This is a genomic window from Cellulophaga fucicola (genome assembly GCF_900119145.1).
GTDB classification, from domain to species: domain Bacteria; phylum Bacteroidota; class Bacteroidia; order Flavobacteriales; family Flavobacteriaceae; genus Cellulophaga; species Cellulophaga fucicola.
This window is the reverse complement of sequence record NZ_FPIY01000001.1, coordinates 1,190,180-1,206,816: the sequence shown is the minus strand read 5'-3', so window position 1 is coordinate 1,206,816 and position 16,637 is coordinate 1,190,180. Positions and strand designations below refer to the sequence as shown.

Annotated in this window: 12 protein-coding genes; 2 read left to right on the top strand and 10 right to left on the bottom strand. The window is 32.8% G+C overall.

Features of this window, described 5'->3' with window-relative positions; translation table 11 throughout:
* Nucleotides 1-65 precede the first annotated feature (65 nt).
* The 5 genes from BT107_RS05275 to BT107_RS05255 are packed head-to-tail and all read right to left on the bottom strand — an operon-like array spanning nt 66 to nt 6,165.
* Nucleotides 66-1,337: an adenylosuccinate synthase gene (locus BT107_RS05275; RefSeq protein WP_072302695.1), complete on the bottom strand. Its 1,272-nt coding sequence runs from the start codon at nt 1,335-1,337 to the stop codon at nt 66-68.
* Between the two features lie 13 nt (nt 1,338-1,350).
* Nucleotides 1,351-1,800, bottom strand: coding sequence for a Fur family transcriptional regulator (locus tag BT107_RS05270; RefSeq protein WP_072302694.1), 450 nt, complete (start codon nt 1,798-1,800; stop codon nt 1,351-1,353).
* Nucleotides 1,801-1,842: 42 nt separating this feature from the next.
* Nucleotides 1,843-4,047, bottom strand: coding sequence for a RelA/SpoT family protein (locus BT107_RS05265; protein WP_072302693.1), 2,205 nt, complete (start codon nt 4,045-4,047; stop codon nt 1,843-1,845).
* A gap of 43 nt (nt 4,048-4,090) precedes the next feature.
* Nucleotides 4,091-5,317 (bottom strand): M48 family metallopeptidase, encoded by a 1,227-nt coding sequence (locus BT107_RS05260; RefSeq protein WP_072302692.1) that lies wholly within the window; start codon nt 5,315-5,317, stop codon nt 4,091-4,093.
* A gap of 44 nt (nt 5,318-5,361) precedes the next feature.
* On the bottom strand, nt 5,362-6,165 hold the full coding sequence (locus BT107_RS05255; protein WP_072302691.1) for a TrmH family RNA methyltransferase: 804 nt from the start codon (nt 6,163-6,165) through the stop codon (nt 5,362-5,364).
* 96 nt (nt 6,166-6,261) lie between these two features.
* Between BT107_RS05255 and BT107_RS05250 the strand changes: the two genes are divergently transcribed.
* The gene (locus tag BT107_RS05250) at nt 6,262-7,071 is read left to right on the top strand and encodes a DUF6503 family protein (RefSeq protein ID WP_072302690.1); all 810 of its coding nucleotides are present in this window, start codon (nt 6,262-6,264) and stop codon (nt 7,069-7,071) included.
* Between the two features lie 80 nt (nt 7,072-7,151).
* Here the strand turns inward: BT107_RS05250 and BT107_RS05245 are convergent, their stop codons facing one another.
* The 3 genes from BT107_RS05245 to BT107_RS05235 form a co-directional block, all read right to left on the bottom strand.
* The gene (locus tag BT107_RS05245) at nt 7,152-8,447 is read right to left on the bottom strand and encodes an amidohydrolase family protein (RefSeq protein ID WP_072302922.1); all 1,296 of its coding nucleotides are present in this window, start codon (nt 8,445-8,447) and stop codon (nt 7,152-7,154) included.
* A 29-nt stretch (nt 8,448-8,476) separates the two neighbouring features.
* Complete coding sequence (locus BT107_RS05240; protein ID WP_072302689.1) at nt 8,477-11,434, bottom strand: amidohydrolase family protein; 2,958 nt, start codon at nt 11,432-11,434, stop codon at nt 8,477-8,479.
* 136 nt (nt 11,435-11,570) lie between these two features.
* The gene (locus tag BT107_RS05235; RefSeq protein ID WP_342039450.1) at nt 11,571-12,641 is read right to left on the bottom strand and encodes a DUF3810 domain-containing protein; all 1,071 of its coding nucleotides are present in this window, start codon (nt 12,639-12,641) and stop codon (nt 11,571-11,573) included.
* A gap of 72 nt (nt 12,642-12,713) precedes the next feature.
* On the opposite strand from BT107_RS05235, the gene BT107_RS05230 reads away from it, so the two are divergent.
* Nucleotides 12,714-14,165, top strand: coding sequence for an aminoacyl-histidine dipeptidase (locus tag BT107_RS05230; protein ID WP_072302687.1), 1,452 nt, complete (start codon nt 12,714-12,716; stop codon nt 14,163-14,165).
* 91 nt (nt 14,166-14,256) lie between these two features.
* Here the strand turns inward: BT107_RS05230 and BT107_RS05225 are convergent, their stop codons facing one another.
* Entirely contained in the window at nt 14,257-15,330 is a 1,074-nt protein-coding gene (locus tag BT107_RS05225; RefSeq protein ID WP_072302686.1) for a glycoside hydrolase family 5 protein, read from the bottom strand.
* 124 nt (nt 15,331-15,454) lie between these two features.
* Nucleotides 15,455-16,630 (bottom strand): peptidylprolyl isomerase, encoded by a 1,176-nt coding sequence (locus tag BT107_RS05220; RefSeq protein WP_072302685.1) that lies wholly within the window; start codon nt 16,628-16,630, stop codon nt 15,455-15,457.
* Nucleotides 16,631-16,637 lie beyond the last annotated feature (7 nt).

The window sequence follows — 16,637 nt, the reverse complement described above, 5'->3', positions numbered from 1 at the left end:
TTATGCGTGTATAAGCTTATAAGGAAGTAAAAAAAAAGCCACATTTTAAAATGTGGCTTTTTGTATTATCTATTAATTGTTTGTTTTCTGTCAGGACCAACAGAAACAATTTTTATAGGAATTTCTAATTCTTTCTCTAAAAAATCTATATACTCATTTAGTTCTTTTGGAAACTGAGAAGGATCTGTCATTTGAGTTAGATCTTCTTTCCAGCAAGGGAACTCTGTGTATATAGGAGTTACATTTTCTGGTTCTATATTGTATGGTAAATGTGTTATTGTTTCACCTTTATATTTGTAAGACGTACATACTTGTAGGTTATCGAAACCAGAAAGCACATCACCTTTCATCATATTTAATTGTGTAACACCATTTACTTGACACGCATATTTTAATGCAACTAGATCTAACCAACCACAACGGCGAGGTCTACCAGTTACTGCACCAAATTCGTGACCAACTTTAGCCATATTAGCACCAACTTCATCAAACAACTCTGTTGGGAAAGGACCAGAACCTACACGTGTAGTATATGCTTTAAAAATACCATATACTTCTTTTACTTTGTTAGGAGCAATACCTAAGCCAGTACAAGCACCAGCTGCTGTAGTGTTAGATGATGTAACAAATGGGTATGTTCCAAAATCAATATCTAATAAAGATCCTTGTGCACCTTCTGCTAATATTGTTTTACCATCTTTAATAGCTTGGTTTAAATACTCTTCACTATCTATAAAGGTTAATTCTTTTAAGCGCTCTACAGCTTCAAAGAATTCTACTTCCATTTCTTCTAAATTATATTGTACATCAACACTTAGGAAACCAATCATAGTTTCATGCTTATCTGCAAGATGACGGTATTTCTCTTTCCACGAATCTAATTCTAAATCGCCAACACGCATACCGTTTCTACCAGTTTTGTCCATATAAGTTGGACCAATACCTTTTAAAGTAGAACCAATTTTCGCTTTTCCTTTAGATGCTTCAGATGCTGCATCTAATAAACGGTGTGTTGGTAAAATTAAATGTGCTTTTCTAGAAATAATAAGTTTAGCCTTGTAGTCTATTTTAAACTGATCTAAACCTTCTAATTCTTTTACAAAGACAACAGGGTCTATTACAACACCGTTACCAATAACGTTCATTGCTTTTTTGTGAAAAATTCCTGATGGAATTGTTCTAAGTACGTGTTTAATGCCATCAAATTCTAAAGTATGCCCAGCATTTGGACCACCTTGAAAACGTGCAATAATGTCGTAATCTTTAGTTAATACATCAACAATTTTTCCTTTTCCTTCGTCTCCCCATTGGAGTCCTAGTAGTAAATCTACTGCCATTAGTTGTAATTGGTTAGTTGTTCTCTTTTTTATTTTTTGTTCCGTAGAAGTATAGTGAATGGTTTGTTATTTTAATGTCAAACACTTCTTCTATTGTTTTCTTGATAGACTGTATTCTAGGGTCACAAAACTCCATTACCTCACCTGTATCTGTTAGTATAACATGATCATGTTGTCTATCAAAATACGATTTTTCATACTGAGCTTGGTTTTTCCCAAATTGGTGCTTACGTACCAATTTGCAACCTAATAAAAGTTCAATAGTGTTGTATAAGGTTGCTCTACTTACTCTATAGTTTTTGTTTTTCATCTTAATATAGAGAGATTCTATATCAAAATGATCTTCACTTTCGTAAATTTCTTGGAGTATAGCGTAGCGTTCGGGAGTTTTTCTGTGTCCGTTTTCTTCTAAAAAAGTCGTGAAGACATTCTTTACAATGTCTTGATTTTTGTTACTACCCATAGTATTTCTACAGCTTTTCGGTTTGCAAATGTAGTGTAAATTTTAAATCCTTACTACTTTATCTATACCGTTAATTTTCTTTAAATTGTTAATAAGCTTAATTAAGATGGAATTATTTTTAACTACAACAGATATTTTTCCCGAGAAAGTACCGCCATCAGTACTAAAGTTAACACTTCTCATGTTTACATGCATTTGTTGAGAAATAATTGTTGTAAGGTCACTAATAATTCCAATATTGTCTATACCTGTTAATTGAACGTTTGCCGTAAACTCTTGCTGAGAAGAATCTATCCATTTAGCCTGTATAATTCTATAAGCGTAATTAGATTGCAAAGATATGGCATTTGGACAGTTTTTAGTGTGTACTTTTATACCTTCTGTTACACTAATAAAACCAAACACATCATCTCCAGGAATTGGGTTACAACATTGAGACAGTTTGTACTTTAGTTTTTCTTCTTCTTTACCAAAAACTAGCTGATCATATTTTGCCGTAATTTCTTCCTTATCTATATTTTCTTGAGAAGGAGTTCTTCTAATTCTATTTTTAAAGAAACTAATAAAAGCATTACTATATGACGATGCAAAATCTTTTATCTGTGTATTGTCTATAGAACCGGTAGCTACTCTGTAAAATAAATCTAAACTAGTTTTTAATTTAAAATGGTACACCATTTTATTAATGGTATCCTCATTAAAACTAATTTTCTGAGATTTTAGCTTACGACGTAATATTTCTTTACCATCTTCTGCAACTTCTTTTTTCTCTTCTCTTAAAGAAGATTTAATTTTAGATCTTGCACGTGCCGTAGTAGCATAATCTAACCAACTTTGGTTAGGTTTACTTTTTTCTGATGTAATAACCTCTACCTGGTCACCACTATGTAAAATGGTATTTAATGGTACTAATTTACCATTTACCTTTGTACCTCTTGTTTTTAAACCAACCTCTGAGTGTATATGAAACGCAAAGTCTAAAGAAGTGGCTCCTTTAGGCATAGACTTTAAATCTCCTTGTGGTGTAAAAACAAATATTTCTTTAGAGTATAAGTTTAACTTAAATTCTTCTACAAAGTCTACAGCATTGGTATTTGCATTTTCTAATGCTTCTTGCAGTCTATTTAACCAAATCTCTATACCTTGTTCTTTTTGTTCTCCGTGTTTATATTTAAAATGAGCAGCATATCCTTTTTCTGCAATTTCGTGCATACGCTCACTACGTATTTGCACTTCTACCCATTTGGCATCTGGTCCCATTACTGTAATATGCAAGGCCTCGTAACCAGTAGATTTAGGAGAAGAAATCCAATCTCTTAAACGTACGGGGTTTGGAGTGAAATTATCTGTAACTACAGAATAAATTTTCCAAGCCAAAAACTTTTCATTAGCCTTATCTGACTTATAAATTATACGAATAGCAAATTTGTCATAAATCTCATCAAAAGGTACATTCTGAACCTTCATTTTTCTACGAATAGAAAAGATAGATTTCATTCTGCCTTTAATGGTATAATTTAAACCTTCTTTGTCTAAAGAATCTTGTATGGTGTGCGAAAAAGAGTCTATATATTCTTGTTGCTCTTCTTTTGTTTCTTCAATTTTACTCTGAATATCGTTGTAGACTTCGGGCTCTGTATATTTTAAACTTAAATCTTCTAATTCAGTTTTAATATTATATAACCCAATTCTATGAGCAAGAGGAGCGTAAATGTATAATGTTTCAGAAGCTATTTTTAACTGCTTATGCTCTGGCATAGAATCCATAGTAAGCATATTGTGGTAACGGTCTGCAATTTTTATAATAATAACTCTAACGTCATCATTTAAAGTTAATAGCATTTTTCTAAAATTCTCTGCCTGTTGAGATACATTCATATCTTTTTTTAGGTGAGCAATTTTAGTTAAGCCGTCTACAATTTTAGCTACCGTTTCGCCAAACATACGTTCTATGTCTGCCAATGTATATTCAGTGTCTTCTACAACATCATGCAATAGGGCAGAAGCAATAGAAACAGCATCTAAACCAATCTCGGAAGCTACAATTCTAGCTACCGCTATAGGATGAAAAATATAAGCTTCGCCAGATTTTCTACGTTGATCTTTGTGTGCATCCACAGCAATCTCGAACGCAGATCTAATTAGTTTTTTATCTTCATCAGAAAGTGTTAGATAGCTAACGCGCAGCAATTCTTTATACTGGCGTGTAATTTCTTTATTTTCTTTTTCTATTTCTGCTTCCGTCATATGAACTAAAATTACATTAAAGTTTCAGAATAATCAACAAAAATTATTTTTTTAAATTATTAATTCTGTCTAAAAGAGTAGGGTGAGAATAATTCATGAAAACATATGCAGGGTGTGGCGTAAGGTTGCTTAAACTAGTTTTAGATAGTTTTTTTAACGATGTAATCAATGGGGTGTGTGCATAGGTTTTTTTAGCGTAATCATCTGCTTGGTACTCAAACTTTCTAGATAAGTAGTTCATTATTAAGTTAGTAATTTCTGATATTGGGCTATATAGTATACCAAAACCAATTAATGCAGCATGGAAACTTGGTACAGATACGCCTATAGCTAAAGATATATCTGGGTTATTAATAAAGATTGATAAAATGTATAAAGTAAGCCCTGTTAATATAATTGAAGCCGTTAAGTTAAATAGAATATGTCTACGTTTGTAATGACCAACCTCGTGCGCTAAAACGGCAATAATCTCCTCTTCATCTAAATCTTTTACAAGAGTGTCATACAATGTAATTCTTTTTTGCTTTCCAAAGCCAGAGAAATAAGCATTTGCTTTTGTAGATCTTTTAGAACCATCTATTATAAAAATATTCTGTAATTCAAAACCAACTTTCTTAGCGTATTCTTCAATTTTAGTTTTAAGAGAGCCATTTTCTAAAGGTTTTTGTTTGTTAAAAAGAGGTACAATTAGTTTGCTATAAAACATATTCATAAATACAGAAATAATTGCAATAGCTGCCCAAGCGTATATCCAAAAATTAGTACCAGCCCAATTGTAAAACCAAATTACAAGTGTTAATAATGCACCACCAATAATAGCAGTTAAAATCCAGCTTTTTAAAAGGTCTATAAAGAATAATTTTTTTGTGCTTTTATTAAAGTCAAACTTTTCTTCTATAACAAAAGTGCTGTAATATGCTAATGGTACATTTAATACGCTACTACCAATCATTACAATTGCAAAAAATACAATGGCTATTAAAATAGGGTTGTCCGTTATGCTACGCGCAATGCTATCTACCCAACCAAAACCTCCAAAGATTAAAAAAGATAGTGTTAATAATAAAGAGAACGTACCAGAAAATAGACCAAATCTATAATTAGCAGTTTTGTAACGTTGAGATTTTTTATACTCTTCTTCGTTAAAAATACCATCTAATTCTTTAGGTACAGCTTCTTTAAATTTTTTAGCATTTAAATAATCTACTACCGCATCTATGGTAAATTGTAGTAGAATAATAGCCAGTATAACATAAAATAAGATATTCATATAATGGTTATTAGTGGTGGTTTGGTATGTAAAAATAGTGAATCCTAACTTCTTTGTCGTTTAGCTTCAAAAATAACTATAGCAGCAGCAACAGAAACATTCATAGAATCTATTTGCCCTTCCATAGGTATAATTATGTTTTGGGTAGAGTTGTTTAGCCACTCGTTAGATAATCCTGTAGCTTCTGTACCAACAACAATAGCGGAGCTTTCTGCGTAATCTACCTTTGTGTATGCTTTGGAAGCAGTTAATGCAGCACAATAGGTAGCAATATTATGCTCTTTTAAAAACGCTATTATTTCTGTTGTGTTACCTGTTGCAATTTTATTTGTAAAAACACAACCAACACTAGAGCGTATAATATTAGGGTTGTATAAATCTGTTTTTGGATTAGCTATTATTACTGCATCTAAATTAGCAGCATCTGCAGTACGTAATAGCGCACCAATATTACCTGGTTTTTCTGGAGCTTCTGCAACTAAAATTAATGGTTTTTTAGTAGAAAAATGTAAACTATCAAGGTTGTGTTCTTTAGATTTTACAAGAGCCATAACACCTTCTGTTGTAGCTCTGTATGCTATTTTTTGGTAAACATCTAATGTAATTTCTATAACCTCTGCTGTTGTGTTATTTTTTGTTAGGTTGATTACAGTTTCTTTTGAGATTAAATTTTCACAAAAAAATAAAGTCTCAATACTATAGTTTCCTTTTAAGGCAAGTTGTAGTTCTCTTACACCTTCTAAGACAAAAAGACCACTTTTTTTACGCTCTCTAGACTTATCTTTAAGTACTAAAGTTTTCTTAATTAACGGATTCTGTAGGCTAGTAATTTGCTTAAATGTATTCATTAATACAAAAGTAATGTAATATTGTAAACTATGTTACTGGAGTACGACGAATTGTAACTTAATAAGCAGTTAACTTAAAAACTAAAAATTTAAAAAATGAAGTATTTAGCATTAATGGTATTTTCTGTTTTCTTTATTTCTTGTAAGCAAGAGAAAAAAGAAACAACAAAAGAAGAAGTAAAAAACGAAGAAAAGGTAGCAGTAGTTACATCTAATTATCCTGAAGAATTACAAGAGGTTTTTAAAGCTCACGGAGGGTTAGATACTTGGAAAAATATGGGTACTTTAACTTTTGATATTCCTAAGCCAGATGCAAAAGAAACACATACTGTTAATTTAAAAACTAGAGAAGATAAAATAGAAACAGCTGCTTACACTATTGGTCATGATGGTGCAAAAACTTGGTTATTAGATACAGAAGGTACTTATAAAGGTGATGCTGTATTTTATCATAATCTTATGTTTTACTTTTATGCAATGCCTTTTGTATTAGCAGATGATGGTATTGTTTACGGAGAAACTGAAGATGTAGTATATGAGGGTAAGAGTTATCCAGGAGTTAAAATTAGTTATAATCCAGGGGTAGGAGCATCTTACAAGGATTTATATTTTATACATTTTGATCCAGAAACAAAACAAATGGCTTGGTTGGGGTATAGTGTTAGTTACAGAAGCGGAGAAACATCTAATAACTATAGTTGGATACATTATAACGACTGGCAAACCGTAAACGGTTTAGTATTGCCAAAGTCTATTAGCTGGCACACTTCTGAAGATGGTGTTATTAAAGGATTAAGAAATACAGTTCCTTTTGAGAATGTTACAGTAACTAAAGAAGCTAAGTCTGCTTCATTTTTTGCTAAGCCTAAAGCAGCAGTTTTTGTAGAAGGTAAAATACAAGAATAAGCAAGTAATAGAAAATAATGGTATTAAAAAAGCCGTCTAAAACATTTGTTTTAGACGGCTTTTTTAATTATTACAACAGTTTATTCTCCTCTGTTGTATTTACCCATATACCTTTTGTATAATTCGGTTTGGTGTGTTTCTAAAGACACATCTCTACCATCTATAAAGGCTTTGTTTAATTTGTTGGTACGCATTTCTAAAGCATCACCTTCAGATATAAATAAAGTTGCGCTTTTACCAACAGCTAGTGTACCGTGGGTTTTATCAATTCCTAAAATCTTTGCAGTATTGTTTGTAATTAATTGCAAAGCAGCTTCTTTTTCCATTCCGTAAGCAACAGCCTGACCTGCATAAAAAGGTAAGTTTCTGTTCTGGAAATTAGCTTCGCCATTATTCTGGATACCAACTAATAATCCACCATCTGTTAATAGTTTTGCCATTTTATATGGTAAATCGTAATCATCATCATTATTACTTGGTAAATTATGCATTGCTCTTACCAATACTGGGATATCATTTTTCTTAAGAAAATCTGTTATTTTGTATGCATTGTAACCTCCTACTAAAACAACATTTTTAATATTGTTTTCTTTTAAAGTAGTAATAGCATCAATAATTTCTTTTTCGCCATCTGCGTAAACATATAATTTCTGGTCTCCAGAAAACAAACCTTCCATAGCAGCATATTCTTGGTGGTATGGTTTAGCTGTTGTTTTGTTATAAGCTTTTGCATTTACTATAAAATCTACAATACTAGTTATATTCTCTTTGTATTTTTTATTTGGCTGCATACCTCTGTCTTCACCTAGCCACCAACGACCTCTTCTGTAGCTATTTGGCCAGTGTAAATGTATTCCGTCATCCGTTTTTACAGCCGCATCTTCCCAGTTCCAAGCATCTAACTGTACAACAGAAGATGTACCAGGTATAACACCACCTCTAGGAGCTATTTGTGCCATAAGTACGCCGTTTGGACGCATACTTTCTATAACTTTAGATTCCGAGTTGTAAGCAATAATACTTCTAACGTGTGGTATCATCCCGCCAATTTCTTCTTGGTCATCACTAGCTCTTACAGCATCTACTTCTACCAAACCTAAAACAGTACAGGCAGCTATAAAACCTGGGTATACGTGTTTTCCTTTAGCATCTATAATTTGCCCTTTACGAGCAATTTTCATTTTTGCATCTCCTACAAAGGTAATTTTACCACCTTCAAACATTATTAGAGAATTTTCTATAACTGTACCATCTCCTAAATGTGCAATAGCACCTTCTATGGTAATTGCTTCTGTCTGTGGACTAGCAGGTGTTTGTTGTGCAAAACCATTTGCGGTAAAGCAAACTACTATCAGTATATATATAATTTTTTTCATTTCTGTTATTTTTATGTTGTCTATTAGGTTTACCACTCAGTATCCATAGTATCACAATGGAACTTTGGTTTTTGTTTCATAATAGGCTTTTGCGTTGGTTTGCCACCTTCTTTTTCTTCTAGCATCATAGAAATAAGCTTATTTCTTTCTTCTTTAATAGCTTCTCTTTGCTGCTTGTCTTTTTCTAAATCAAAATAAACAACACCTTCTATTAATGTCTTTTCTGCTTTTGCATATACAGATAAAGGGTTATTGTTCCAAAGAACTAAATCTGCATCTTTACCTTCTTTAATACTTCCTACACGATTATCTAGGTGTAATAATTTAGCAGGATTAATAGTAACCATTTTCCAAGCTTCTAGCTCAGTCATATTTCCGTACTTTACAGTCTTAGCAGCTTCTTGATTTAATCTTCTAGACATTTCGGCATCATCACTATTAATAGCTACAGTAATACCTTGACTTTGCATTATTGCAGCATTGTATGGTATTGCATCGTTAACTTCGTATTTGTAAGCCCACCAGTCACTAAAGGTAGATGCACCAGCACCGTGTTCTTTCATTTTATCTGCAACCTTATAACCTTCTAAAATATGCGTAAAAGTATTTACTCTAAAGTTAAATTTCTCCGCAATCTTCATTAACATATTAATTTCTGATTGTACGTAAGAGTGACAACTAATAAAACGTTCGCCATTAATAATTTCGGCAATAACTTCCATTTCTTCATCATATCTAAATGGTTGTCCGCTTTTCTTCTTTTCATCATACTCTTTACCACGCTGAAAATAATCTATAAACATTTGTTCTACACCCATTCTTGTTTGTGGAAAACGAGAACGACTACCCCAGTTAGATTGTTTTACGTTTTCACCTAAAGCAAATTTTATGTACTTAGGAGAGTTGTCATAAATCATTTCATCTGCACTTTGTCCCCATTTTAATTTTAATAACGCAGAACGCCCACCAATTGGGTTTGCAGATCCATGTAATAATTGAATAGATGTTACACCACCAGCAAGATTACGGTAAATGTCTACATCTTCATTATCTACTACATCTTCCATCTTTACTTCCGCAGAAGAGTTTTGGCCTCCTTCATTAATGCTTAAACCAGCTATATGTGAGTGTTCATCTATAATGCCAGCAGTTAAGTGCTTTCCTGTAGCATCTACAACAGTTGCACCACCTGCACTTAAATTAGTTCCGATTTTTACAATCTTTCCTTTTTTAACTAGTACATCTGTATTTTTTAAGATACCAGCAGCTTCACTTGTCCAAACAGTAGCATTTTTAAATAAAATGTTTTCTTGTTTTGGTAATGTAGTATAGCCATACCCAACATTAGGATAGGTAATTGGTAATAACTCAGGCGTACTATTTTCTTTTTTATCTTTATTTTTTTTATCTACATCTCCTGTTTTAGTAGCTACAAAAGTAGATTCGTTTCCGTTTGGTAAAACTAACTTACCGCTAATATTATCAGAATTTGGAGCAACAACTCCTGTCATTCTATATCTCTTTTCTCCTTCATTAGTAGCAAAAGAAAGATCTATCCAATCTTCTTTATAAGAGAATTTAGATTTTACTGTTGTAGAGTCTTGCTTTAGTGTAGCAGATGGCTTGTCTGCAGCACCTTTAATCTCTAATTTATATGTAGTGCCGTCAATTGCTAAACTATAGTTACCACTAATATCTTTTACGTCTTTATCTGTAATTACGTTTTTCTGTCCCTGAATCCAGTTTTCATACAACGTAGTGCTTTCTTCAAAAACATCACCAGAAGTAATTAAAAAGTTAGCATAACTACCAGTTTGTAAAGATCCTATTAGATTAGATTTCCCTAGTATTTGTGCAGGTGCCGTAGTTAAAGCTTCTAATGCTTTAGTTTTTGGCAAACCATATGCAATAGCTTTTAGTAATTTAGATTTAAAAGCAGCAGGAGATTTAAGATCGTGTGTAGTAAATGTAAAAGGTACATTATTATCTGCTAATACTTTTGGATTAGAAGGTGCTTGGTTCCAACCTCTCATATCTGCTAAAGAAACATAACCAGCTTGGTATGGGTTAGAAACGTCATAAGCATCTGGGAAATTAATAGGCACAATGTACGTAGCATTAGTAGCTTTAATGTCTGCAATACTTTCGTACTCGTTACCACCAGCTAAAATTACATATTGTATGTTGTTTGCGTCACCAATTTTATCAGCTCTTAAAGCGTGACCTTTATCACCAGCTTCAAAAATCTGAACTAAACCTTTGTTCTTATTTAAAGCTTCTAAAGATAAATCTTTAGTATCGCTGTTACCGTTAGCATACCAGTTTGCATCTGAATACATTTGTCTTAGTAATGCTAATGAACCCATTAAAGAAGATGGGTAAGATTGATTTTTCACCGCACTTCTGGTTAAAGAAAAATACTGAGCAGATCTATCATCTAAAATACGATCGCTGTTTGTGCCATCATCATTTAAAGTAACAAGTATACCAGTACCACGTGCAATACCATCTTGTATGTGTGAGTTTACTACACCAAAACCTGCTTTTTGGTATTCAGCAGCTTTTTTTTCATCAAACTTAAAAACAGATAACGCATTGTTTTCTGGCATAACATGGTCGTTCCAATAATAACCGTGTCTTGTAGCCTCATACTGTGTAGATCTACCACCAGAAGCTTTTGGTTTTGTTACTCCAAAGTCCGAGTAAATGTCAATAAAAGATGGATAAATAGATTTACCTTTTAAGTCTACTGTAATAGAATTTTTAGGAACAGTCACGCTTTTGCCTACTTGTACTACTTTACCATTTTTAATAAGTAGTGTTCCGTTTTCTACAATTTGTGTAGGCGTAACAAAGATTTTTGCATTAGTAAATGCGGTGTAATTGTTGTTTTTAGATTTTACACCAGAGTTTGTAGGGAAGTAATCCTGTGCAAACATAGTAGCACTTGCCAAAAATAAGGCAAGCGATAGGAGTCGTATTCTCATATCGGTTTTCTTTTTGAGTTGATTAGTTAAATTAGTCCGCCTAAAGATATAGAAACGTCCATTCGGAAATTGTAATAAAATGTTAAAATTGATGTATTTTAACCATTTAGCAGTATAAGAAGTATGGGTTTTTTGCTTACAAAGGATTCTCTTGGTGGTATGCAACAAGTAAGGAAACAATTCTACTGTAGCTTTTCATTCCGTCTGCCTGGTTGTTAGCTTTTAAAAAAGTACTGTATACAGATTTTAAAACTGGCTCCATAGGGTTTTCATAATTATTCCAAAACGTACTTAATTCTTGATAGTTTTTTTTAACTCCAACGTTTAGTTTACTGTATAAAGCATTAAACAATTCGGGATCGTTATATCTAATATCACTTAAGCAATAACTAAGTGCGTAAGAGTATGCTGCGTATTTAAAATAAACGTCTGGGTTGTTAGCGGTAACTAAGTAACCAATAAAATTAGTTTCGTTTTCTGCGGAATATCCAATTTGGTGTCCGGCTTCATGACCTGCAACAACAGGAAATCTGTATAGTGGTATTTTACCATTAACTTGAGCTTCGTTTGTAAATGGATTTAAATAACCACCATAGCCAGCATAGCTTAAACCAGAACTAAACAAAGATGTTTTTAAGCTAGAGTTTCTGTAATCTAATAACGGGTATTTCTTTTGTAATTCAACATATCCTTTTGTAGTTATATCAAAAATCTCAGATTTTGTATATGGTATTACTACGGCTGTTGTACTATCTTTTGTTATTGTTGCGTGAATAGTATTTGTTTTTGCAATTAAGGCAGTAACAAAAGTTTCTAGTTCATCTAAAGAGTGTTTTTCTTTTATTTTTAACGTTTTATAAAGGGGTTCTCTGTAGTAATTTAACCCCCAACTAAAATGAAATGTAAAATAAGCTATAGAAAGGACTACTACTATATTTCTTAAAAACAATAGCGGTTTTTGTTTGATGTGTTTTCGTTTTATAATAAGATACCTAATTGCTAAAGTTATAAGAGAGGCGTATAATATGTCGCCCACCGAAAAAGGAACCCACCCTAAAACAAAACGGAAGAATTTAGACGTGTACTGGTAAAGACCATTACTGTAATATTCTTCAATAAGTGCAGGATAGTTAGCCAACCACTTTACCAAAATAATTTGTAAAGGCAGTAATAAGGCAATAGCATTTTTTAATTTGTTATTCATCATATCAAAAATAAGGAATAGTAGCTATAAAATCATTTTCTATTATGTAATTTTGGGCCTAGAAAAAATAATGAGATGAGTAAAACAATAAGAGAGTTAGAACCAAAAGCTGTTTGGAACAAATTTGCAGATTTAAATGCAGTACCAAGACCTTCTAAAAAAGAGGAGCGAGTAATACAGTTTATGTTAGATTTTGGGGCGTCTTTACAGTTAGAAACTTTAAATGATGAAGTTGGTAACGTTATTATTAGAAAGCCTGCAACACCAGGTTTAGAAAACAAAAAAATGGTTACGTTGCAGTCTCATTTAGATATGGTGCACCAAAAAAATAACGATACTGTTTTTGATTTTGATACTCAAGGAATACAAATGTACATAGATGGTGACTGGGTTAGAGCTCAAGGAACTACTCTAGGTGCAGATAATGGTATGGGTGTTGCTGCTATTATGGCTTTGCTAGAAAGCACAGATATACCACACCCTGCTTTAGAAGCTTTGTTTACTATTGATGAGGAAACAGGTATGACAGGTGCAATGGGGTTAAAAGGAGGTGTTTTACAAGGCGATATTCTTTTAAATTTAGATACAGAAGAAGATGATGAAATTGATATAGGTTGCGCAGGTGGTGTAGATGTTACTGCTAGAAGAATTTATGAGTTAGAGCCAGTACAAGCTAATTTTACAGGTTATAAAGTAACTGTAAAAGGCTTAAGTGGTGGGCACAGTGGTATGGATATACACCGCGGTTTAGGTAATGCTAATAAAATAATGAACAGAGTATTGTATAATACTAGTTTACATACAGAATTGGCTATTTCTGAGATTGATGGAGGTAGTTTACGTAATGCAATACCAAGAGAAAGTAATGCTATAGTTGCTATTAAAGTGACTAAAGATTTTTTACAAAATTTTGAAGATTGGGCTGCTACAATTAAAGAAGAATTAAAAGTTACAGAACCAAATTTAACTATTAGTTTAACTGAAATAGATTTACCAGAAAGTGCAATGCAAGCAGATGCACAACAAAAAATGTTGCGTGGTATTTATGCTGCGCATAATGGTGTATATGCAATGAGTGCTAGTATTTCTGATTTGGTAGAAACATCTAACAACATAGCAAGAGTTATAGTAAAAGACGGAGCTATAAAAATAGGGTGTTTAACTAGATCTTCTGTAAATTCTGGAAAAATGGATTTAGCTAACGCATTAAAATCTGTTTTTGAACTAGCAGACTTTACGGTAGACTTTAGTGGTGAATACCCAGGGTGGAATCCTAACCCAGATTCTGCAATTTTAAAAGTTTTAAGCGCACAGTATGAAACTGTTTTTGGAGCTAAAGCTAAAGTTGTAGCTTGCCACGCAGGTTTAGAATGTGGTATTTTAGGGCAAAACTACCCCGAAATGGATATGATTAGTTTTGGACCAACTATAAAAGGAGCACACTCACCAGATGAACGTGTAAGTATTTCGTCTGTACAAAAGTTTTGGAAATTTACTTTAGAGGTATTAAAAAATAGCCCTGAATAATAAAAGAACTATCTATAACAAAAAGCCCCATTTGAAATTTTTCAAATGGGGCTTTTTATAAACTTCATTTTTTTACTCTTTTTTACTCTTCTTAGAAAGTAGGATTCTTATCCTTCATTTCAGTTCGTACAAGTTTTCCAGATTCGGTTACTTGGTTTAGACTCCAATTGCCATCACCACTAGCTCCTGGAGTTAAGGCAGCAGATTTTTCGTTCTTGTCTGCTATAGACCAGTTGCACCAAGATATTTTATTATCATCTAAAAATTTCCACCAAGCTTTACTCTCTGAAGTGTCTACATACCCATCACCAGTGTATTCTGTTGTGCCATATTCTGTAACAAAAATAGCTAAGTTGTTGTCTATGGCTTGTTTGGCAATATCTCTTAAATATTGCTTGTGACTAGCTGCATAGTAATGAAGAGTATACGCTACGTTAGCATCATTAATTTCATTGCCAATTACTTCATCAACACGTTGTGACCATACTCTAGTACCACAAACTACAATATTGTCTGGGTCATACTTTCTAATTTCTTTAATAACAGCTTCATGGTATGGTTTAAGTGTGTTGTTCCATGAAACACCATCTAAAGGTTCGTTGTAAATTTCGTAGATAATGTTAGGCTTGTCTCCGTATTTTTGAGCAACTTCTGCAAAAAACTTTTTAGCATCTTCTAAATGGTCTTCTGCATGGTGACTATGCCAATCTACAATTACATAAATACCTTCTTCTATAGCGGCATCTATTACGGTAAAGATTTTAGCTTTTTCTCTTTCTGGATTGCTTAAGTAACCATCATTATCTTCTACCGCCATAGCAGCCCTAACAATAGTAGCGTTCCAGTCTTTTTTTAGCCAAGAAACGGTGCCTTTTGTATAGTATTGTGGCATCCATTGACTCCAGAATAGAGACATACCACGCAATTGTATGGCATTGTTATTTTTGTCAACAATTTTACTTCCGCTTACACTTAACTGTCCATAGGCATCTACAACAGTTTTAGCTGTGCTGTTGTTAGTTTCGTCATCGTTAGTGTTTTCTTCTTCTTGTGTTTCTCCTTTTTCATCATTAATAGCATCTAAAAGATCGTTAGATGAGTTGTCACAGGATAAAAAGGAAAGTAAAAATACCAGTAGTACTGTTTTTAATGCAAATTTTTTCATAGCGTTTTATTTGTTTAAGGTTATATGGGGAGAATTAATTTGTAGTAAATGTACTACAAATAAAAAGGACCGCCAAGAGCAGTCCTTTAATTTAATGATAATTTTTTGTTAAGAGAATTCTACACTATTGAATGCCAGTAATTTCTACATCAAAAATTAAATCCGAGTTAGGAGGTATTGGTCCAGCACCTAGCTCACCGTACCCTAAATGTGGCGGTATAAATAAACGAACTTTATCGCCAACCTTCATACGTAATAAACCCTCTTTAAAACCAGCAGCTAATCTTGCTTCTGGGCTGTAATCCATAGGAGAAGGACTTAAATTGTTGCCGTGCATTTTATAAATAATATCATATTTCCCAAATTTCTTGGCAATACCTTCTAATGATGTATCAAACAAAGTACCATTACTTAACCAACCAGCGTAGTTAACTAATGCTTTTTGGCCTATTCTTGGTTTTTCACCAGTACCTTCAGTTAAAACAAGTACTTTTAAACCAGATGGTAACGTTTCTGCTTTTTTAATTTGTTCTGCAGTTTCAGCAGCAAAAGCAGCTTCAGTTTTTTTAGCTTCTTCTGCTAAAGCTATTTGTTTTTTTTCTTCTTCTTTTTCTTCATCAAAATAAGCTGTCATCACTTTAATAGCATCAAACTTTTTAGCTTCTTTTCCTTTTCTTACTATTTCTATTGTAGAGATAGTAACATCTTCTAAAGGTCTGTTTTTAGCAACTACTTTTACGATAGCAATAGAATCTACAACTTCTATACCTCTTACGACTTCTCCAAAAACAGTATGACAACCAATTCTTGGGTTATCACAATTTTTTAAATTTCCGTTTTCATCTAAACCATCTAAAAAAGGAGTAGGAGCGTGAGTTATAAAAAACTGACTTCCGTTTGTCTTAGGGCCTGAATTAGCCATAGATAAGATTCCTTTTTTTGTATGACGTAAAGAATCGGTGAATTCATCTTTAAATTTATAACCAGGGTTGCCCATACCAGTACCTGTAGGGTCGCCACCTTGTATCATAAAATCTTTCATTACTCTATGAAAAATAATACCGTCGTAATATTTTTTTCCTTTGTACTCTTCACTAACAAATGGACTTTTTCCTTCGGCAAGAGAAACAAAGTTAGCAACTGTTACTGGTGCTAAATTGTATTCTAATTTTACCAACATATCTCCTTTGTTGGTTTTTATGTCTGCATATAAACCATCATCTAAATCTGCATATTGTCCAGATTTACAACTTACCATTGCAGTAATGGCCATTAATAAGATTAAAAAACTTTTTTTCATTTCTACT